Source organism: Variovorax sp. 20P10.2.4 (genome assembly GCF_058244205.1).
Map to the genome: position 1 here is coordinate 1 of NZ_JBZAYE010000031.1, position 19,339 is coordinate 19,339.

Annotated in this window: 17 protein-coding genes; 8 read left to right on the forward strand and 9 right to left on the reverse strand. The window is 66.9% G+C overall.

Going from position 1 to position 19,339, the window contains the following annotated elements:
• The 5 genes from AC27VN_RS05215 to AC27VN_RS05235 all read left to right on the forward strand — a co-directional run.
• Nucleotides 1-261: c-type cytochrome (locus AC27VN_RS05215; protein ID WP_490875874.1), on the forward strand; the 261-nt coding region annotated here is incomplete at its 5' end.
• Nucleotides 258-743, forward strand: coding sequence for a (2Fe-2S)-binding protein (locus AC27VN_RS05220; RefSeq protein ID WP_490875875.1), 486 nt, complete (start codon nt 258-260; stop codon nt 741-743). The genes AC27VN_RS05215 and AC27VN_RS05220, both read left to right, overlap by 4 nt.
• Entirely contained in the window at nt 740-3,034 is a 2,295-nt protein-coding gene (locus tag AC27VN_RS05225; protein WP_490875876.1) for a xanthine dehydrogenase family protein molybdopterin-binding subunit, read from the forward strand. The genes AC27VN_RS05220 and AC27VN_RS05225 overlap by 4 nt, the downstream gene beginning before the upstream one ends.
• A 699-nt stretch (nt 3,035-3,733) precedes the next feature.
• Nucleotides 3,734-5,050: a DUF4365 domain-containing protein gene (locus AC27VN_RS05230; protein ID WP_490875877.1), complete on the forward strand. Its 1,317-nt coding sequence runs from the start codon at nt 3,734-3,736 to the stop codon at nt 5,048-5,050.
• Complete coding sequence (locus AC27VN_RS05235) at nt 5,025-6,515, forward strand: argonaute/piwi family protein (protein ID WP_490875878.1); 1,491 nt, start codon at nt 5,025-5,027, stop codon at nt 6,513-6,515. The genes AC27VN_RS05230 and AC27VN_RS05235 overlap by 26 nt, the downstream gene beginning before the upstream one ends.
• 342 nt (nt 6,516-6,857) lie before the next feature.
• Here the strand turns inward: AC27VN_RS05235 and AC27VN_RS05240 are convergent, their stop codons facing one another.
• Entirely contained in the window at nt 6,858-7,196 is a 339-nt protein-coding gene (locus tag AC27VN_RS05240; RefSeq protein ID WP_490875879.1) for a hypothetical protein, read from the reverse strand.
• Between the two features lie 405 nt (nt 7,197-7,601).
• On the opposite strand from AC27VN_RS05240, the gene AC27VN_RS05245 reads away from it, so the two are divergent.
• Entirely contained in the window at nt 7,602-8,876 is a 1,275-nt protein-coding gene (locus tag AC27VN_RS05245; RefSeq protein WP_490875880.1) for a M20/M25/M40 family metallo-hydrolase, read from the forward strand.
• 105 nt (nt 8,877-8,981) lie between these two features.
• On the opposite strand, the gene AC27VN_RS05250 is transcribed toward AC27VN_RS05245, so the two are convergent.
• From AC27VN_RS05250 to AC27VN_RS05285, 8 genes are all read right to left on the reverse strand, one after another.
• Nucleotides 8,982-11,243, reverse strand: coding sequence for a DUF3300 domain-containing protein (locus AC27VN_RS05250; RefSeq protein ID WP_490875881.1), 2,262 nt, complete (start codon nt 11,241-11,243; stop codon nt 8,982-8,984).
• Between the two features lie 219 nt (nt 11,244-11,462).
• Nucleotides 11,463-12,104: a DUF3299 domain-containing protein gene (locus tag AC27VN_RS05255; RefSeq protein ID WP_490875882.1), complete on the reverse strand. Its 642-nt coding sequence runs from the start codon at nt 12,102-12,104 to the stop codon at nt 11,463-11,465.
• A 4-nt stretch (nt 12,105-12,108) separates the two neighbouring features.
• Nucleotides 12,109-13,371, reverse strand: coding sequence for an ABC transporter permease (locus AC27VN_RS05260; protein WP_490875883.1), 1,263 nt, complete (start codon nt 13,369-13,371; stop codon nt 12,109-12,111).
• Nucleotides 13,368-14,114 (reverse strand): ABC transporter ATP-binding protein, encoded by a 747-nt coding sequence (locus AC27VN_RS05265; protein WP_057589538.1) that lies wholly within the window; start codon nt 14,112-14,114, stop codon nt 13,368-13,370. The genes AC27VN_RS05260 and AC27VN_RS05265 overlap by 4 nt, the downstream gene beginning before the upstream one ends.
• 4 nt (nt 14,115-14,118) lie before the next feature.
• Nucleotides 14,119-14,715 carry a DUF2796 domain-containing protein gene (locus AC27VN_RS05270; RefSeq protein ID WP_490875884.1) on the reverse strand — a complete coding sequence of 199 codons (597 nt, stop codon included), beginning with the start codon at nt 14,713-14,715 and terminating at the stop codon, nt 14,119-14,121.
• Nucleotides 14,712-15,623, reverse strand: a complete 912-nt coding sequence (locus AC27VN_RS05275; RefSeq protein ID WP_490875885.1) for a sulfurtransferase — start codon at nt 15,621-15,623, stop codon at nt 14,712-14,714. Before AC27VN_RS05275 ends, AC27VN_RS05270 begins: the two co-directional genes overlap by 4 nt.
• 70 nt (nt 15,624-15,693) lie before the next feature.
• On the reverse strand, nt 15,694-16,617 hold the full coding sequence (locus AC27VN_RS05280; protein ID WP_490875886.1) for a DMT family transporter: 924 nt from the start codon (nt 16,615-16,617) through the stop codon (nt 15,694-15,696).
• 108 nt (nt 16,618-16,725) lie between these two features.
• The gene (locus AC27VN_RS05285; RefSeq protein WP_490875887.1) at nt 16,726-17,856 is read right to left on the reverse strand and encodes an aromatic ring-hydroxylating oxygenase subunit alpha; all 1,131 of its coding nucleotides are present in this window, start codon (nt 17,854-17,856) and stop codon (nt 16,726-16,728) included.
• 280 nt (nt 17,857-18,136) lie between these two features.
• Here AC27VN_RS05285 and xseB point away from each other — a divergent pair, with 280 nt between their 5' ends.
• Both xseB and AC27VN_RS05295 read left to right on the forward strand, forming a co-directional pair.
• Nucleotides 18,137-18,403, forward strand: a complete 267-nt coding sequence (gene xseB / locus AC27VN_RS05290; RefSeq protein WP_203205015.1) for an exodeoxyribonuclease VII small subunit — start codon at nt 18,137-18,139, stop codon at nt 18,401-18,403.
• Nucleotides 18,400-19,320 carry a polyprenyl synthetase family protein gene (locus tag AC27VN_RS05295; RefSeq protein ID WP_490875888.1) on the forward strand — a complete coding sequence of 307 codons (921 nt, stop codon included), beginning with the start codon at nt 18,400-18,402 and terminating at the stop codon, nt 19,318-19,320. Before xseB ends, AC27VN_RS05295 begins: the two co-directional genes overlap by 4 nt.
• The last annotated feature ends 19 nt before the right edge of the window (nt 19,321-19,339 follow it).

Below are 19,339 nucleotides of genomic sequence, written 5' to 3' on the forward strand. Positions count from 1 at the left end.
GACCGGCCCGCGCTCGGCCTGAGCACGGCGGTCAATGCCGACAGCGCACGCAACGCCATCAATCTGGTGCTGGGCGGCAACCCGTGGGGCGGTTCGGCATCGGCGCACTACATGCCGCCGTTCGCCGATGTGCTGAGCGACGAGCAGATCGCCGAGGTGCTGCGCTACGTGCGCGCCAGCGCCACGCAGCGCCCGGCCTGGCCCGATTTGCAGAACGAGGTTGCGAAGGTCCGCAAGGAGAAGGAGGCACTGCCGAAATGATCACGCTCACCGTCAACGGCGTCGACCACGCGCTCGACATCGATCCCTCCATGCCGCTGCTTTATGCGCTGCGCAATCACCTGAAGCTCAACGGCGCCAAGTACGGCTGCGGCCTCGGCCAGTGCGGCGCCTGCACCGTGATCGTCGACAAGCGCCCCGTGTTCTCGTGCCTGATGCCGGTGTCGGCGGTGGGCAGGCGCGCGGTGCGCACCATCGAGGGCCTGGGCAGCGCCGACAAGCCGGCGCCGATCCAGCAGGCCTTCATCGAGCAGCAGTCAGCCCAGTGCGGCTACTGCATCGCCGGCATGGTGATGCGCGCGCAGGCGCTGCTCGACGAGCGCCCGGGCGCCGACGAGGAAGAGATCCGCCAGCACATGCAGCCCAACCTCTGCCGCTGCGGCACCCACATGCGCATCGTGGCCGCGATCGTCGATGCGTCGAAGACGCTGGCCGGCACCGCGCGGCAAGGAGCATCGCGATGAGCCGCCCCGCACGGCGGCACGATGCCGCGCTGCGCAACCCGAGCCGGCGCCACTTCCTGGCCGCGGGTTCGCTCACCGTGAGCTTCTCGCTCTGGCCCGGCGCCGCCGCGCTGGCCCAGCAGGGCAAGCAGGCCACCGAGGCGGGCGCGCCCAGCGCGCTCGATGCCGGCGCCACCAAGCTGCCGGGCGACCTCACCGGCACGCCCATGCTCGACGCCTGGATCCGCATCGACGAGCAGGGCCGCATCACCGTGTGGACCGGCAAGGCCGAACTCGGCACCGGCATCCGCACCGCCTTCACGCAGATCGCCGCAGAAGAGCTGAGCGTGCCCTTCGAGGCGGTGCACCTGGTGACGGCCGACACCGCCGTCACGCCCAACGAGGGCTACACGGCCGGCAGCCATTCCACCGCCGACAGCGGCACCGCCATCCTCAACGCGGCGGCGCAGGTGCGCGTGCTGCTGGTCGGCTCGGCCGCCGGCAAGCTCGGCGTGGCGGCCGACACCCTCAAGCTGCGCGACGGCGTCATCTCCGCCCCCGACGGCCGCACCCTGAGCTATGGCCAGGCCGTGAGCGGGCTCGACCTGCACCGGCGCGCCGAGCCGCGCTCCGAGCTGGTCGATCCGAAGCAGCACCGCGTCATCGGCCAGTCGCGCCGGCGGCTCGACATCCCGGGCAAGGTCACCGGCGGCGCGAGCTACGTGCAGGACATGCGCCTGCCGGGCATGGTGCATGCGCGCATGGTGCGGCCGCCGTCGTACGGCGCCGTGCTGACCGGCGTCGACAGCGCGGCCGTCGAGAAGATGCCGGGCGTCGTCAAGGTGGTGCGCGACGGCAGCTTCCTGGCGGTGGTGGCGCAGGACGAGTGGCAGGCCATCCAGGCCATGCGCGCGCTCACCGAGGCCGCGCGCTGGCAGGAGAGCGCCTCGCTGCCCACGCCGGCCACCATCCACGACACGCTGATGAAGCTGCCCCGGCAGGAGATCCACGTCGGCGACCGCCATGGCGAGACCGTGCCCGCGGCCAAGACCCTGCATGCGCGCTTCACCAAGCCCTACCTCGCGCATGCGTCGATCGGCCCCTCGTGCGCCGTCGCGCAGTTCGACGCGCAGGGCAAGCTCACCGTGTGGACCCATTCGCAGGGCGTGTTCCCGATGCGCGGCGCGCTGTCGGAACTGCTCTCGATGAAGCCCGAGGACATCCGCTGCGTGCACGTCGAAGGCTCGGGCTGCTACGGCCACAACGCCGCCGACGATGCAGGCGCCGAGGCCGCGCTCATCGCGCGCGCCGTGCCGGGTCGGCCGGTGCGGCTGCAATGGATGCGCGAGCACGAGTTCACCTGGGAGCCCTTCGGCCCCGCGATGGTCACGGACGTGAAGGCCTCGCTCGACGCCAGCGGCCGCGTGGTCGACTGGCAGTACGAGATCTGGAGCAACTCGCACAACCAGCGCCTGGACAACGCCGGGCGCTTCATCTCCGCGCAGTACCTCGCGAAGCCCTTCACGCCGGCGCCGCCCAAGCCCATTCCCATGCCCGAGGGCGGCGGCGACCGCAACAGCCTGCCGCTGTACAACTTCGCCAACTACAACGTCGAGCACCACTTCCTGCCCGACATGCCCGTGCGCGTATCCGCCATGCGCGGGCTCGGCGCGTACATGAACGTCTTCACCATCGAGAGCTTCATGGACGAGCTGGCCGCCGCCGCGGGCGCCGATCCGGTCGAGTTCCGGCTGCGCCACCTCGACGACCCGCGCGGGCGCGACGTTGTGCAGCTCGCGGCGAAGAAGTTCGGCTGGGACCCCAAGCGCAAGCGCGTGCCGAACCGCGGCGTGGGCTTCTCCTTCGCCCAGTACAAGAACCTGATGAGCTACCTCGCGTTGGCGGTCGAGGTGTCGATCGTGCCGGAGACCGGCGAGATCCGCATCGAGCGCGCCATCGCGGCCATCGACTGCGGCCAGGTCGTCAACCCCGACGGCGTGCGCAACCAGGTGGAGGGCGGCATCCTGCAGTCGGCCAGTTGGACCCTGTACGAGCAGGTGCAGTACGACGCCCAGCGCATTCGCAGCTACGACTGGAGCCGTTATCCGATCATGCGGTTCTCGGACGTGCCGCGGAAGGTGGAGGTGCACATCATCGATCGGCCCGGGGCGCCCTTTCTGGGGACCGGCGAAGCATCGCAGGGGCCGGCGCCTGCGGCGTTGGGGAATGCGATTGCGGATGCTACGGGGCGGAGGTTGCGGGGGTTGCCGTTGGCTGCGGGGCGGAGGCTTAGGGAATACAACCAGAGCTGAGGTTGTGGAAGTTGGCGGCGGGCGCCACGCTTGTGAGGCTTTGCCTAAATAGATCGCTGCTCGGGCCAGTGTGCGCAAACGATCTTTAGCCTGAAGTTTCTTTGAAAAGGCGCATCTCCATCTGTTTGCTGTGCATCGTCAGCAGAGGGTTGCTGCGCGGCGATTGCTGACATCCCTCGGCCTCGCGCGAATGGGTACTATCGGCCAACAACCAGTCATTCGCTGCGGCGGCGCAATGCAGGCAAGGCTGTTTTTCCGCCCGTTGGGGCCTCCTTCAGTTCTTGCTCGGCCACCTGGAAAAATGGGTCGATGCCGGAAAAGCCAATCAATCGACGGGGGAAAGCCGCAAGACGACAGGTATCGTTTCATTGAGCTCTTGCAGAGACCTACCTCTTGCTTCACTCGCACCGCGGGCACTGGTTTTCAGCGGTGCGGCGCTGGTAGAGGCAAAGCGGAGAAAGCAATTGCTCAGGGGAACGCCTCGATGCCAACCACTGTCACTTGTCGCTAGCCAACGGTAAGCGGTTTATTGGACTTACTGTTGGTGCATGGCAGTGCATAATTTGAGGAAATACGGCATAGGTGCTACTGCTTGCCTATGCTTTGGATTGATCCTATAGCTGCTTCTCGAATGCGTTGGCCTCGCTAACCACTTGGGAACAGCTGCCTACCGGCAACCAGCTAGGGGGACGGAAGAGGATGTCGGACAAGAAGCTGACGGACCAACAACTGCTCGGTGAACAAGGAGTTTCCCTCATCAGCCTCGCTGTTTCTAGGATGGGATATGTCTGGAGGCCGACATCTCAGCACGACACGGGCATTGACGGTGAGATTGAGATCCGAGACGCAGCATCAGGCGTGGTTTCGGGTTTGTCGGTCAAAGTTCAGAGTAAGGCTGTCTCGAACTTCGAAGGCGAGACCGATGAGGGCTTTGAATACTTGGCGCAGCAGCGAGACGTGGACTACTGGCTGCAGCACAACGTCCCCGTGATCCTTGTCGTGTCGAGGCCTCGCACCGACGAGGTTTTCTGGCTCCCTGTTCGCGATCCCTCTGGACGAGTCCGAGAGCGAAAATTCCACTTCGTCAAGAGCCAGAACCGGCTCGACGCCAGCGCGGCCGTGGGGCTTGCGGAGCTTGTCAGGACGCAGGCTCAAGGCACCCGAGGGATTGCGCTGCGACGCCCAGAGCGTCTCATCAGCAACTTGATTGCGGTCAGATCTCTGCCGGCCCGTCTGTTCCTGGCTGAGACGCCGCACCATCAACCCAAAGCGATGGGGCAGGCCCTGAAGGGCCGAGAGCTGACATTTGAGAACGTGGTCCGCAGCAAGCAGGTCTTGACGGTGCGCGACCTGACCGACCCTCAATACTCATTCCTGTGTGACCGAGGAACAGTTGAGGACTTCCCTGTCGATCAGTGGTCTGCATCGGATGATCCAGTAGTTCAGCGCGAATTTGTGTGGCTGCTGAATAGCTGCCTGCGCCAGTTCCTTCGATCCTCGCCTGGAAGGGTTTTGTTCGACAAGAACTCTAGCCTCTATTTCTTCCCTGCGAAGGAGGCTGGCACCCCAACAGTGCTCAGCTATCAAGCGCAGAAGAAGCTCACGTCACGAGAGGTCGTGAAGGTATTGGTGAACAAAAAGAAAGGGCACGTCATGGGCCACAGGCACTCGGCCATGAATGCCCAATTCGTCAGGTATGGCGATTCCTGGTATCTGGAGGTCAGTCCCACCTATTACTTCACAGGGCCTGACGCCATGAAGCCAAGTAAGTACGCGGCCGAATGGACCACAGGCATAAAGCGCCTCGAACGTAACAACGCGGTACTTGGCCAGTTGGGAATGTGGGCCGAGTTCCTGAATCCACCAACGGACCTTTTTGCCGAACCGTATCCTCACCTCAGTTTTGGGGAACTGCTGACGTTCCAGTCGGAGCGCGGCCTAGACGACGCCGCTTGGACTGCAGGGGACGAAGAAGCTCCACTTGCCGGCAATGAACTCCCCCTCGGCCTCTTCTAGAGATATGAAGCTAGATTTCCTTGAAGAGCCAGAGCTCGAGTTCGGTCGGCACGGCCGCCATGTGGACATCAGGCAAGGCCTAAAGTTGTATGGCCCTCTCGATACCGTAGATGACGACGTGAGGCGCATACGAATCGGAATTGTCGGTACTCAGCAGACTATCGACGGGCTGCGTCGCTGGTTAGGGCGATGTGCAACTGGAGTTGAGGCCAAGAAAAGTCGCCAGCCAAACCTTTTTCCAGACTTCCCTGGTTTTGGAGATAGTTCGCCGTTTCGAGCGTCCTTTGAGATTGACGATGCATCGTGCCGAATCATTCCGCCGCGAGATCTCCGGGCCCTGTCGGACCACGCCCACTACGGCGCGCTGATTCGTGGCGTGGAGCTATTAGCCAATGAAATAAAAGCCTTGTCCGAAGAGATCAGGCCTGCTGTCGTGCTGGTAGCGCTGCCCCCCGAACTCGTGGGACTGGATGACGACGAAGACGATCGCGAGGAGGCGAAGACCAAGGATGCACCTCAGGGTGAGAAGGAGGAGTTGGCCTACGGAACCGACTTGGATCTTCATCACATGTTGAAGGCTGAAGCGATGAAGTTCGGCCAGCCAATCCAGATCGTTTTGCCGACCACGTACGACTCCACCGCGAAGGCGAAGGTAGACAAGCTGGACGGAAAGCGAAAGCTTCAAGATGAAGCCACCCGCGCATGGAATCTGCATATCGCCCTGTATTACAAGGCCAACTATCGGCCTTGGCGGATGGTGCGCAACCCGAACGATCTGAAGACTTGCTTCGTCGGCATTAACTTTTATCGCTCCCTGGACAAGGTCAACCTCATGACCAGCATGGCGCAGGTCTACGACGAACGAGGCGAAGGCGTGATCGTGCGTGGAAAGCCGGTAGCCTTGAAAAAGGACGATCCGATTCCGCACCTTTCCAGCGAAGATGCTTTTACGCTGATCGTCCATGCCCTCACCGAGTATCGGCGGGAGCACAAGCACTCACCTGCCCGTCTAGTGCTGCACAAGAGCTCGAACTTTAGCGCGGAAGAGTTGTCGGGCTTCAATCGAGCAGTCGAGGATCAGCGCCTCGATACTGCTGACTTTCTGGTAGTGGAGAAGAGTTTCACGCGATTGTTTCGGGAGGGCAGCTATCCGCCGTTGCGAGGGACGCTGCTGAGTCTCGATAATCGCAATCATGTCCTGTACACAAAAGGAAGCGTGCCGTACTACTCCACGTTTCCGGGCATGTATGTTCCACGCACCCTTCGATTCAAGATTGCTCAAGGCGACGAAAGCCCTCGCAAACTTGCCGAAGAGATTTTGGCGTTAACTAAGCTTAACTGGAACAACACACAGTTCGATGGGGGAGAGCCGATCACTATGCGAGTTGCTCGCCAAGTCGGGAAGGTTCTTAAATACGTCGCGGTCGACGGAGTTGTTCAGCCAAAATATAGCTTCTATATGTGATTCAAACGGCGAGGAGCGGCTTTGAGTGCTGAGCCGTCCTTGTAGAACAGTAGGTAGGGGCCTGTTCCCGACATTTTCTGCGCGCGAACCGCTGCGTCTGTAGGGATTGGAAGCGTGGCTAAGGAATTGAGGTGCGCGCCGCTGGCAAGTCCTTGACGCGCAAGCTGAATGAACGGTTCCTCTGCAAGCAGTCTTCGGATGGCTGGGTCTCCACCTACCTTTTGCAGTCTGGAGCAATCACTCGACCCCCCCCCTCGATTTACGAGCTTGATCGTGGGCGCGTCCGCTGACCCAATTTGCCCTGGAGCCGTGTTGAGCCAGCGTCGACTGGTGGACGCTGCGCTATTGCCTCATCGTCTCGCACTGCTCTTCGATCCGCGCATGAAGCAAACCCAGCGATACCGCAACGAACCGCTGCAGCGAACCGCGCTGGCACGCGTCGAGCACAGGGGCGGGGTCGGTATCGGATGACGCGGCGTCGTGCCGTTCTTCATCCCACTGCAGCAGTTGGACCAGCAATTGCGCACCTTGCACCACGTCGCGCGCATCGTTCAGAAACGAAGCGCGGTGGTGCCTGCCTGGGTTGAGTCCTTCGCATGGAATCCATTCGAAGGCTCTGAACTGGGAAAGAGGGCGAGAGGGTGCGCGGGCATCGCCGGTCGCGTTGGAGTCGTTGGCCATGGGCCTCCAAGGATGTCGATTTGCTACAACCGACGCACCCGCTGCTAAACGAGGGCGGCGGCTCGAACGGGTTAGCAGACCGGGACATCCTTGCGAACGCCGGCAGGGCGCGAGCCCTCCCATCCGAGCCGCCTAAAAAGGAGGCGCGAACGAAAAAGCCGCAGACCAAGTGCGGTGACTGCGGCTTTCGTCGCAGGATGTCTTCGAGCTGCTAAACCCGACCTCGCTCATCACGAGGCGCGGTCAATGTACGCGTTCACAGCGAACGCCGTCAAGTTTCAAACCCTTCGAAGAGAGGTCGTTTCGCTTTTGCTCGGCGTCTTGCCCTGTCACCAATTTGCTCCCCATCCCACCCCGCCTCGCTATCCTTCCGCTCGCCATTCACTTCAAGAAAAGGGGACCCTCATGACTCAACCTTCCTCACCCATCTTCTCGCTGCGCTCCATCGCGCTGGCCTGCGCTTTCGCCCTCGGCGCCGCGACCGCCGCCCATGCCGCGCCCGACGCCAAGCTGCTCGCCGCGGCCGAGAAGGCGCAGCCGGCGGTGATCGAGAACCTCAAGGAGATGGTGCTGATCGAGTCGGGCAGCCTCAATGTCGACGGGCTGATGAAGATGGCCGACGTGGTGGAAGGCCGGCTCAAGGCGGCCGGCTTCAAGGTCGAGCGGCGCAAGGCGACGGCCGGGGCGGGGGCCGACATCGTGATCGGCACGATGAAGGGCAACGGCAAGCGCAAGATCATGCTGCAGGGCCACATGGACACGGTCTATCAGCCCGGCATCCTGAACTCGCAGCCCTACAAGGTCGACGGCAACCGCATCTACGGGCCCGGCATCGCCGACGACAAGGGCGGGCTCGCGGTGATGATGGCCTCGCTCAAGATCCTGGCAGACGCGGGCTGGCGCGACTACGACACGCTCACGGTGCTGATGAATCCCGACGAGGAAGTGGGCTCGGTCGGTTCGGGCGAGCTGATCGCGACCACGGCCGACCTGCACGACACGGTGCTGTCGTTCGAGCCGACGGCGGCGAAGTCGGTGGTGAAGGGCGAATCGCTGCTGCTCGGCGCGGCCGGCATCGCGCAGGCCACGCTCGAGGTGAAGGGCCGCGCCTCGCACGCGGGCGCGGCGCCCGAGCTGGGCCGCAATGCGCTGTACGAACTCTCGTACCAGATGCTGCAGACCAAGGACCTCGCGAAGGACATCCCGGGCGTGACGCTCAACTGGACGGTGGCGCGCGCGGTGGGCCCGATCAACCAGATCACCGAGAAGGCGCAGGCGCTCGGCGACGTGCGCATCACCGAGCCCGGCGCGGAGAAGAAGCTCGACGCGGCGCTGCAGGCGAAGATCGCGAGCGGCAAGCTGATTGCCGACACCGAGACGACGGTGAAGGTGGAGGTGGGCCGCCCGGCCTTCGTGGCGGGCGAGAAGGGCCGCGCGCTGGCCGAGAAGGCGCAGGCGATCTACAAGGAAATCGACCGCGAGCTCGCGCTCACGCCGATGACCGGCGGCGGCACCGACGCGGGCTACGCGGGGCGCTCGGGCAAGGCGACGGTGGTCGAGAGCTTCGGCCTCGCGGGCTTCGGCTACCACGCGCGCGACGAGTACATCGAAGTCGACTCGATCGTGCCGCGGCTGTACCTGGTGACGCGGCTGCTGACGGAGATCGGCAAGGGCCGCTGAAGCACGCCGCACTCGACATAAAAAAGGCGCATGCGAAGGACTCGCATGCGCCTTTTTGCTGGGGGCTGAAGGCTTCGATCGGGCGGCGCACCGGGGCGCCTGCTGTCACTGTGGACGCTGGTCGCCGGGCGGGCGGTTGCGGTGCGCGGCGGCCTGGGCTTGTGCCTGGGCCTGCGCTTGAGCCTGTGCCTGCCGTTGCTGCATCTGCTGGGCCTGTTGCTGCTGGCGCTGCGCGGCCTGCTGCTGAGCCTGTTGGGCCTGCTGCTGTTGGCGCTGCATCGCCTGCTGCTGGGCTTGCTGGGCCTGTTGCTGCTGGCGTTGCATGGCTTGCTGCTGCGCCTGTTGAGCCTGCTGCTGTTGCCGCTGCATGGCCTGCTGCTGGGCTTGTTGCTGGGCCTGTTGCGCTTGCTGCTGCTGGCGACGGACCTGCTCCTGTTGCTGCTGGGCCTGCTGTTGCTGGCGTTGCGCGGCCTGTTGTTGCTGCTGCTGTTGTTGCTGCATCTGCTGGCGCCGCGCCTGGTCTTGCTGCTGGGCCTGCTGCGCCTGCTGGGCGGCTTGTTGCTGTTGCTGCTGCCGTGCCTGGTTCTGCGCGGCCTGCTGCTGTTGCATCTGCTGGCGCCGCGTCTGCTCCTGCTGCGCTTGCTGCTGTTGGCGGGCCTGGTTCTGCTGGGCTTGCTGTTGCTGCTCCTGCTGGCGACGGACCTGTTCCTGCTGGGCCTGCTGTTGTTGCTGCTGCCTGCGGCCCTGGTCTTGCTGAGCCTGCTGCTGCTGGCGTCGCGCCTGTTCCTGCGCCTGTTGTTGCTGCTGCTGTTGTTGGCGGCGCGCCTGTTCCTGTTGCGCCTGCTGCTGGCCGGCCTGGTTCTGGGCCAGCAGCTGCTGGCGGCGTGCCTGCTCCTGCTGAGCTTGCTGCTGTTGCGCCTGCTGGCGCGCGGCCTGGGCCTGCTGGGCTTGCTGCTCGCGCGTCTGCTGTTGCGTCATCAGCTGCTGGCGCCGCGCCTGGTCCTGCTGAGCTTGCTGTTGCGCCTGTTGCTGATGCGCCTGCTGCTGCATCTGCTGTTGGCGCGCCAGGGCCTGCTGCTGGGCTTGTTGCTGCGCCTGCTGCTGGCTCTGCAGCTGCTGCGCGTGTTGCTGCTGCTGTTGCTGCATCTGCAGCTGGCGCGCCTGTTGCTGCTGCGCGAGCAGCGCGGCGGCCTGCTGTTGCTGTGCCTGCTGCTGTTGCATCGCGAAGTTGGGCGACTGCCCCGGATGCGCGGCCTGCCAGGCGGCCACGCCCGCATCGCCGCGCGGGCGGTCACGGTCGCGGCCACCGCCGTTGTTGTTGTAGACGTTGTTGACGACGGTGGTCGAGCGCGAGACGTAGGTGTTGTTGTTGTAGACCACGGCCGGGCGATAGGCCGGCGGCGGCGGCGCGGCGCGCTGATAGTCGCGGTCGCGCGGACGGCCCCAGTTCACGTTCCAGGAGTTCCAGCCCCAGCCATGGCGCTCGAGCGCCGAGGCCACGACCACGCCGGCACCGAAGGCCAGCACGCCGGCCGTGGCGACCTGGGCGCCGCTGTAGCCGCGGTCGACGTACACGGGCTGCGGCGGGGGCGTGTAGGCATAGCCCGGATAGGCGGCCACGGGCTCGCCGTAGATCTGCTGCGGGTTGTAGCTGGGCACGTAGACCACGTCGGGCTGCGCCTGCTGGATGGTGATGAGCTGCTGCGGCGGCTCGACGATGAGCGGGCCCGCATAGGCGCCCTGCGGATCGGGCGCGGGCGTGTAGTTGGCCGGCGCTGCGGCGGTGGCGACCTTGAGCTTGTCGTTGTTCTTGAGACGGCCGGCCTTGGAGGCGCGCTGGCGCATGACCTGGATGGCGTTCATCACATCGGCCGGGTCGTTGTAGTAGGCCTTGCCCAGTGCCTCGGTCCAGGGCAGGTTGCCGGCCATCTGGTCCATCACGTTGCGGAAGGCGGTCAGCGACTTGACGCTCGGGTCCCAGGGCTGCTGGTTGACGGCATCGGCCAGCGCGCCGGCCTTGAGCGTGGGGTTCTGCTTGAGCCACTCCTGCGCGGAGGTGATCTGCTCGGGATAGGTGGCGCCGGCCAGCACCTGCGCCACGAGCTTGTCGGGGTACAGCGCGATGGGGGCGACCATCTGGTAGAGCTCCTCGGCCGCGGGTGGCACGTAGGCCACGGGCATGGGGGCCGCAGGGGCTGGTGCCGGTGCCGCCGCGGCGGGCACGGAGGCCGCGGCCTGGGGCGCGGGTGCGGCGGCGTTCTGCGCGACGGGAGTCTCGGACTTGTCGCAGCCCGCGAGCACCAATGCTGCAGTGCACAGCGACAGCGTGATTGCACGCGCGAGGGGGGTGTGATTGGAGGGGATCATGCTGGCCTTCCTGGAGCGCTTTGGCGGCGCCCGCCCGTACAGAACGGGTGCCGCGACTCAAGCGATGACGAAGGATGGCCCGAGGATGCAACCGGCTGTGTCGTCTGCCGGGCGCTGGCCGGGTAGGAACAGGCCTGTCAAGAAAGGTGAAGGGCCGGTGAATGCCGGCCCCTTCTCCCAAGTCAGCTCGCGGTCAGAGCCGCGGCGCGTGGCTCGCCGCTACTTCGCGCCGCCGGTGTACTTGGTGACGCTGCTGGCGCTCACGTGGTAGCCGCTCACGCCCATCATCGAGTCGTTGCGCAGGGTCTGCAGCTTGCCCGTGACCCACACGGTGTCCATGGCGCGGAACTTGGCGCCCTTCTGCGGCACCACGTGCAGGATCTGGTTGGCCGGCGGCGGCGGGGTGTGGATGCAGGCGCCGAAGTAGGGCACGAGCAGGAACTCGGTGACCTCGCCCTTGGCTTCCTCGAGCGGCACGATGAAGCCGGGGATCTTCACCTCCACGCCGTTCATCGCGGGATTGGTCGGCGCGTTGTTCGACACCTCCTGCATCTTCATCAGCAGCTCGTTGGCGCGCGGGTCGCCGTCGTCGAGGGCGCTGAGGTCCATGCCCTTGAACTCCTTCGACGGGTCCCAGTCCTTGGGCACGAGTTCTTCCCAGGTGATCTGGCGCGGCTGGCCGGCCGGGGCCTTGGCGGTGGCCACGGGCGCGGCCTTGCCGCCGAGCGGGTTGGTGGCGGTGGTGTCCTTGGGCGCGGGCTCGGCGGCCCAGGCGGCGGCCGCGAGGCTGGCGCCGGCCATCAGCAGGGCGAAGCGCTTCGAGGCCTGGACGGCGGAATGGGGAGTCTTTGCGTGGCGCATGGGATCAGATCCTCGGTGAAAGCCCGTCGGCGAGCGAGAGCCGGTAGGCGCGAATGCCGGGCAGCAGGCTGGCCAGCCAGCCGGCGGCCAGCAGGCTTGCGAGCAGCAGCCATTCGTTCAGTGTAGGTTCGGAAAGCCGCAATGTCAGCCCGAACTGCGACTGCAGCCAGGGCGCGAGGCCGGCGATGCCCAGCACCGCCATCAGCACGCCCACGACCACGCCGAGCACGGTGACCAGCGCGCCCTCGAGCGCGAGCAGCGCCAGCACGTGGCGCAGGCCCGCGCCCACGGCACGCAGCACGGCGAGCTCGCGCCGCCTCTCGTTGAGGCCGGCCATCACCACCGACACCAGGCCCGCGAGGCTCACGAGCGCGACCAGGCCCGACATCAGCAGCAGCGCGTTCTCGCCCACGCCGATCACGCTCCAGAGCTCGTCGAGCGCCACGCCGGGCAGGATCGCCATCAGCGGCTCGCCGGTGTAGGTGGAGATCCAGCGCTGCACCGAGAACACGGCGGCGCGGTTCTTCAGGCCCACGAGCGCGGCCGTCACGTTCTTGGGCGTGAGGTCGAACTTGCGCACCTGGTCGGCCGGAATCTTCACGCCGGGCATGGGCGCGCCGCCCACCCATTCGAGGTGGATCGCCTCCATGGCCGCGAGGCCGATGTGCACGGTGCGGTCGACCGGCGTGCCGGTGCGCGCGAGCACGCCCACCACGGTGAAGGGCTTGTCGGCATGCTCGGCCACGTTGAGCTCGCCGCTGCCGTGCGCCAGCGTGATCTTCTGGCCCACGTGGTAGCCGAGCTTGTCGGCCACCTCGGCGCCCACCACGGCGTCGAACAGCTCGCTGAAGGGCTTGCCCTCGCGCAGCGCGAGCGACTGGCGGTCGCCGTAGCGAAAGCGCGTGAAGTACTCGGGCGAGGTCGCGAGCACGGCGAAGCCGCGGTGCGAATCGCCGAGCGACAGCGGCACCACCCAGTCGACGCCGGGGTGCGCCTGCAGGGCCTGCACGCTCTTCCACGCAATGTTGTTGGTGGCCGCGCCGATGCGGAACACGGAGTACAGCAGCAGCTGGGTGGAGCCGGTGCGCGCGCCCACGATCAGGTCGGTGCCCGAGACCGAGGAGGCGAAGTTCTCGCGCAGCTCGGTGCGGATGCGCTCGACGCCCAGCAGCAGGAAGGTCGACAGCGCGATCGAGAACACGGTGAGCGCGAGCGTGAAGCGGCGGTTCCAGGCGCTGCGCCAGGCGATGGAGAACAGGGCCTTCATTCTTCGGTCGCCATCGTCGCGCTCGAGGCGCGGTTGATCTCGGGCAGCAGCACATGGCGCGCGAAGCGCTGCGCGATGCGCTGGTCATGGCTCACGAACACGAGCGCGCTGTCGTTCTCGGCGCAGGCGGTGAGCAGCACGTCGAGGAAGGCCTCGCGCCGGTCCTCGTCGAGCGCGGAGGTGGGTTCGTCGGCGATCACCACCTCGGGCTGGCCGATGAGCGCGCGCGCCGCGGCCACGCGCTGCTGCTGGCCCACCGAGAGCTGCATGGCCTGGCGCTGCCAGAGCTTGCGGTCCAGGCCCATCTGGTCGAGCAGGTGCTCGGCTTCCTCGCGCGCGCCGCGCTGGCGCGAGGCCTGCTCGCGGCGCCGGGCCGAAAAGCGGCAGGGCAGCAGCACGTTGTCGACCACGCTCAGATAAGGCAGCAGGTTGAACTGCTGGAAGATGTAGCCCACGTGCGCCACGCGGCAGCGGTCGCGCGCGGCGCCCGAGAGCTTGGACCAGTCGTGGCCCAGCAGGCACACGCGGCCCTCGTCGGCCACCAGCACGCCGGCCAGCAGCGACAGCAGGGTGCTCTTGCCGCAGCCGCTGGGGCCATGCAAAAACACCGATTCGCCGGCCGTGATGCGGAAGGCCTCGATGTCGATGCACGGCGTGGCGCTGCCGGGCCAGGAGAAGCGCAGCGATTCGGCCGAGAGCACCACGCGCAGCGGCGTGGATTCGGCCTGCGAAGGAAGGCTCACGACCTCACTTGCCCCAGGTCAGGCGGGCCGGCTGCGCGGCTTGCGCACCCGCGGGGCGCTTGAGCTGGCGCTTGAACTGGCCTTGCGCGGAAGCGATCTGCGCATCGATCTGGCGCGTGCCCTTGAAGGCGGCGAACAGGCCGATGTCGATGTACTTGGCGGCGGCCGCGTTGGCGCAGTTGAACGAGAAGGTGGCGTCGAGGTCGGCATGGCCCTCGGGTTCGCTGGCATCGGGCTTGCCGAGGCCGAGCGCGCTGGAGCGCAGGTCGACCGGGCCGAGCTTGCAGCTCGCGGCGGGGTCGATGGCGAACAGCTTGTCGGCCGCGCGCAGCTGGGCCATGGCATCCTCGACGGTCTTCTTCTCGGCATCGGTCTTGGGTGCGCGCTCGAAGCCGACGATGTTGTCGAGCGGCGACTCCATGTCGATCACGACCGTGGGGCCGTCGATGGCGACGTCGAGCTTGATCTGGCCGTGCACGTGGGCGTGCTGCTGCTGGGCCTGCGCGGCGGCGAACGGGGCCGAGGCCACCAGCGCGAGGGCGGCGGAAGCGAGGATGCGTCGGAGAGCGCGTCGGTCGGTGCTGGATCGGGTCAGGGTCATGGTTGGGCGCCTTGCCGGGTCGGCAGCCCCGGGGTGTTGCTCCATTCGCTCCAGCTGCCGGCATAGAGCGCGGCCGTTCCGAGCCCCGCGATGCGCATCGCGAGCAGGTTGGGAACGGCGCTCACGCCGCTGCCGCACTGGTGGACGACCGTCGCCGGATCGCGGCCTTCGAGCAGCGTTTCGAACTCGGCGCGCAGTTGCGCGGCGGGCTTGAACTTGCCGTCGGGACCGAGGTTCTCGGCGAAGGGGCGGTTCAGTGCCCCGGGGATGTGACCGGCGATCGGGTCCAGAGGTTCCACCTCGCCGCGATAGCGTGCACCGGCCCGCGCGTCGATCAGGTTCTGGTCAGGCTGGCCCAACTGGCGCACCACGGTGTCGGTGGTCACGAGGCGCACCAGCGGTTCGCCCATGACGAAGTTCGACTGGAAGCGCGCGGGTTCCTCGCGGTCGGTGACCTCGCCGCCCTCGGCCTGCCAGCCCTGCAGGCCGCCGTCGAGCACGGCCACGGCGTCGTGGCCCATCCACTTGAGCATCCACCACAGGCGACCGCAGTAGTTGGCGCCGTTGCGGTCGTAGACCACGGCCTGCATGTCGTTCGAGAAGCCGATGCCGCTGAGCCAGGCCGCGAAGCGCTCGCGGCTGGGCAGCGGATGGCGCCCGCCCGAGGCGGGCACGCCGTCTTCCTGCGCCACCACCACCTCGCCATGCGCGCCGGGCTTGCCATGCTTCGCGCTGAGGGCGGTGTCGAGGTCGGCATGCAGCGCGCCGGGGATGTGCGAGGCCGCGTATTGCTGGGCGCCCGACTCGGGCTTCATGAGGTCGAAGCTGCAGTCGAACACCATGAGCGGCGTGCCGGCGGCCTGCAGGGCGCGCAACTCGGTGGCGGAAACGAGGGTGGTGAAGGTCATGGCGAAGAACTCCTTGGCGCATGGGCCGCGCGACATGCGCGGCGGACGGTGAAGGGACTGCGAACCGGCCTCAATGTTCCTCGGCCGGCGCTTGCGGAACTGTACGCTGACGCAACACGGTTGCGGCAACGCCGCTCGCGATGATGAGCGCCATGCCGGTCCAGCCGGCGGCGTCGATGCGGTCGTCGAACAGCACCACGCTGTAGAAGGCCGCGAAGATGATGCCCGAGTACTGCAGGTTGGCCACCAGCAGGGTGCCGCTTTCGGTCTTGGCGGTGGCGTAGGCGCGGGTCATGCAAAGCTGTCCGAGGGCGGCCAGCAGGCCGATCGGCAGCAGCCACAGGCCGTGGCGCCAGTTCCATTCCGAGAAGCCGGTGAACGCGGTGGCCAGCGCCCCGGCCACGGCCGAGCCGAGCGCGAAATAGAACACCGTGCGCATCTCGGGCTCGCCGATGCGCGAGAGCGCCACCACCTGCATGTAGGCGAAGGCGGCGGTCAGGCCCGACAGCAGGCCCAGCAGGCCGGCGAAGCCCTGGCTCGAATCCACGCTGGGCTTGAGCATCAGCACCACGCCGACGAAGCCGGTGAGCACGGTCAGCACCAGCGGCGCCTGCAGCGGCGGGCGCGAGACGCGGCCATCGCGGCCCGGCACCGGCATCCAGGCCAGCAGCGCGCCGCCGACCAGGAAGGCGGCGATCCAGACGCTGCTCATGTAGTTGAGGGTGACGGCCGTGGCCAGCGGCATGTGGGCGATGGCATAGAACCACGCGCCCAGCGAGACCACGCCGATCAGGCTGCGCCAGGCATGCATGCCCGGGTACTGGGTGGCGAGCGAGACGCCGCGGCTGCGCGCCAGCAGCCAGAGGAAAACGATGCCGATGACACCGCGCCAGAGCACCATCTCGCCGCTGGAGAACCAGGCCGAGGCGATCTTCACGGCCACGCCCATGGAGGCGAACAAAAAGGCGCCGAGCACCATCCAGAGCGCTTGCATCGTCTTGACTTCTTACAAAAGAAAAATAGCTGAAACGCCCGCCAACCGGACGTATTCAGCTATCAAGAGAATAGCAGGAAACAGGGCGGAAGCAGCGGCTTCGGCGCCTCAGCCGGCGGCCTGCAGCTCGCGCCGGTACCACTCGTGGAACTGCTGCATGCCGTCTTCCATCGGGCTCTGGTAGGGGCCGGTCTCGTTGTCGCCGCGCAGCATCAGCGCGCGGCGGCCGGCATCCATGCGCTCGGCGATCTCGTCGTCTTCCACGCAGGTCTCCATGTAGGCGGCGCGCTGGGCCTCGACGAACTCGCGCTCGAAGGCGACGATTTCCTCGGGGTAGAAGAACTCCACCATGTTGAGCGTCTTGGTCGGGCTGACCGGGTGCAGCGTCGAGACGGTGAGCACGTGCGGATACCACTCGATCATCACGTGCGGGTAGTAGGTGAGCCAGATCGCGCCGTACTTGGGCGGCTTGCCCTCGCGGTACTGCAGCAGCTGTTCCTGCCACTTCTGGTAGACCGGGCTGCCCGCGCGGCCCAGGCGGTTGGCCACGCCCACCGTCTGCACCGAGTAGTTGCGGTTGAACTCCCAGCGCAGGTCGTCGCAGGTGACGAAGCTGCCCAGGCCCGGATGGAACGGGCCGACGTGGTAGTCCTCGAGGTAGACCTCGATGAAGGTCTTCCAGTTGTAGTTGCACTCGTGCAGCTCGACGTGGTCGAGCGCGAAGCCCTCGAACGAGAGGTCGGCGCGCGGGCCCAGGCCGGCCATGTCGGCGGCGATGTCGCGGCCGTTGGCCTCGAACAGCAGGCCGTTCCACTCGGTGAGCGGGTAGTTGTGCAGGTTCAGGCAGGGGTCCTGCGCGAAATGCGGGGCGCCGATCAGCGTGCCGGTGGTGCGCGCGTCGGCCGCGGCATAGGTCCAGCGGTGCAGCGGGCAGACGATGTTGCCGCCGGTGCGCGCGTCGAGTTCGCCGCGGCCCTGCAGGATCACGGCTTGGCGGTGGCGGCAGACGTTGGAGATCAGTTCCACGCCCTTGGGCGTGTGGACCAGCGCGCGGCCCTGGTGCTCGTGGGGCAGCGTGTGGAAGCTGCCGGCCTCCGGCACGGCAAGGCGGTGGCCGACATAGCGGGGGCCACGGGCAAAGAGCGTTTCCATCTCGCGGGCGAAGAGCGCCTCGTCGAAATACGCGGAAACCGGAAGTTGGCTCGTGGCCTGCTGCAGTTGAAGACTTAAATCAGACATGGAGGACCTGACCAAGCTCCCCACAGGGAGGAAAACAAAATTGAAACGGAAGGTACCGACGACAGGAGAGGCGTGTCGGCCCGAGAGTTGCGCCGGCGTGACCGGCTGGGGGAGGGTGATTGTACCCGGGGGGCCTTCCTTGTGGCCCCTGGGGCTTTCACCCTGGTCGGGCGGTCGTCCTGTCCGGCCGTGCATGACGCCGCGGGCAGGTGTCGCGCGGGCCGTCGATGCGTCACTGGCCGAGACCTAAAATGCGCGGTTTCATCCTCGTTGCCCCCGCATGCCCAAGGTGCCTTCCACTCCCGCGTCCAGTCCGGCGCCCACGCCCGACACGGGCCCGATGCCCGTCAGCTACGAAGCGGGACTCCAGGAACTCGAGCAACTGGTCGCGGAACTCGAATCGGGCCAGTTGCCGCTCGACCGGCTGCTGGGCAGCTACCAGCGCGGCGCCGCACTGCTGGCCTTCTGCCGCGACCGGCTGCAGGCGGTGGAAGACCAGATCAAGGTGCTCGACGCGGGCAGCCTCAAGCCCTGGGCCGCCGAATGACCGCGGCCACCACTGCCCCCGCCTGGGACCAGGCCCGCCTCGCGCTCTGGAGCCGCCCGCACCTCGAGCGCGTCGAACAGGCGCTGTCGGGCTGGGTCGGCGTCGATTCGCCGGTGCTGCTCGGCGAGGCCATGCGCTACGCCGTGCTCGACGGCGGCAAGCGGCTGCGGCCCCTGCTGGTGCTCGCGGCCAGCGAGGCGGTCGGCGGCAATGTGGCCGCGGCGCTGCGCGCGGCCTGCGCCACCGAGCTGATCCACGCCTATTCGCTGGTGCACGACGACCTGCCGTGCATGGACAACGACGTGCTGCGCCGCGGCAAGCCCACGGTGCACGTGAAGTTCGGCGAGGCCGACGCGCTGCTCGCGGGCGACGCGCTGCAGGCGCTGGCCTTCGAACTGCTCACGCCCGATGGCGACGAGGTGCCGCCCGCGATGCAGGCCACGTTGTGCCGCATGCTCGCGCGCGCCGCCGGCAGCCAGGGCATGGCCGGCGGCCAGGCGATCGACCTCGCGAGCGTGGGCGTGGCACTCAACGAAGCGCAGCTGCGCGAGATGCACCGGCTGAAGACCGGCGCGCTGCTGCAGGGCAGCGTCGAGATGGGCGCGGCCTGCGGCACCGGTGTTTCACCGGCGGCGCTGACCGCGCTGCGCGGCTACGGCGCGGCGATCGGCCTGGCCTTCCAGGTCGTCGACGACATCCTCGACGTGACGGCCGATTCGCAGACCCTCGGCAAGACCGCCGGCAAGGATGCCGCGGCCGACAAGCCCACCTATGTGTCGCTGCTGGGGCTCGAGGGAGCCCGGGCCCAGGCTTCGCAGCTGCTCGACGACGCGCTCGCCGCGCTCGATGCGAGCGGCCTGAACGACACCGCGGCGCTGCGCGCCCTGGCCCACATGGTCGTCGCCCGCGACCGCTAGACAAGAACGAACACCACGA

Coding starts and splice junctions, on each gene's coding strand:
- AC27VN_RS05220 (WP_490875875.1), top strand. CDS start 258: ATGATCACGCTCACCGTCAACGGCGTCGACCACGCGCTCGACATCGAT.
- AC27VN_RS05225 (WP_490875876.1), top strand. CDS start 740: ATGAGCCGCCCCGCACGGCGGCACGATGCCGCGCTGCGCAACCCGAGC.
- AC27VN_RS05230 (WP_490875877.1), top strand. CDS start 3,734: ATGTCGGACAAGAAGCTGACGGACCAACAACTGCTCGGTGAACAAGGA.
- AC27VN_RS05235 (WP_490875878.1), top strand. CDS start 5,025: ATGAACTCCCCCTCGGCCTCTTCTAGAGATATGAAGCTAGATTTCCTT.
- AC27VN_RS05240 (WP_490875879.1), bottom strand. CDS start 7,196: ATGGCCAACGACTCCAACGCGACCGGCGATGCCCGCGCACCCTCTCGC.
- AC27VN_RS05245 (WP_490875880.1), top strand. CDS start 7,602: ATGACTCAACCTTCCTCACCCATCTTCTCGCTGCGCTCCATCGCGCTG.
- AC27VN_RS05250 (WP_490875881.1), bottom strand. CDS start 11,243: ATGATCCCCTCCAATCACACCCCCCTCGCGCGTGCAATCACGCTGTCG.
- AC27VN_RS05255 (WP_490875882.1), bottom strand. CDS start 12,104: ATGCGCCACGCAAAGACTCCCCATTCCGCCGTCCAGGCCTCGAAGCGC.
- AC27VN_RS05260 (WP_490875883.1), bottom strand. CDS start 13,371: ATGAAGGCCCTGTTCTCCATCGCCTGGCGCAGCGCCTGGAACCGCCGC.
- AC27VN_RS05270 (WP_490875884.1), bottom strand. CDS start 14,715: ATGACCCTGACCCGATCCAGCACCGACCGACGCGCTCTCCGACGCATC.
- AC27VN_RS05275 (WP_490875885.1), bottom strand. CDS start 15,623: ATGACCTTCACCACCCTCGTTTCCGCCACCGAGTTGCGCGCCCTGCAG.
- AC27VN_RS05280 (WP_490875886.1), bottom strand. CDS start 16,617: ATGCAAGCGCTCTGGATGGTGCTCGGCGCCTTTTTGTTCGCCTCCATG.
- AC27VN_RS05285 (WP_490875887.1), bottom strand. CDS start 17,856: ATGTCTGATTTAAGTCTTCAACTGCAGCAGGCCACGAGCCAACTTCCG.
- xseB (WP_203205015.1), top strand. CDS start 18,137: ATGCCCAAGGTGCCTTCCACTCCCGCGTCCAGTCCGGCGCCCACGCCC.
- AC27VN_RS05295 (WP_490875888.1), top strand. CDS start 18,400: ATGACCGCGGCCACCACTGCCCCCGCCTGGGACCAGGCCCGCCTCGCG.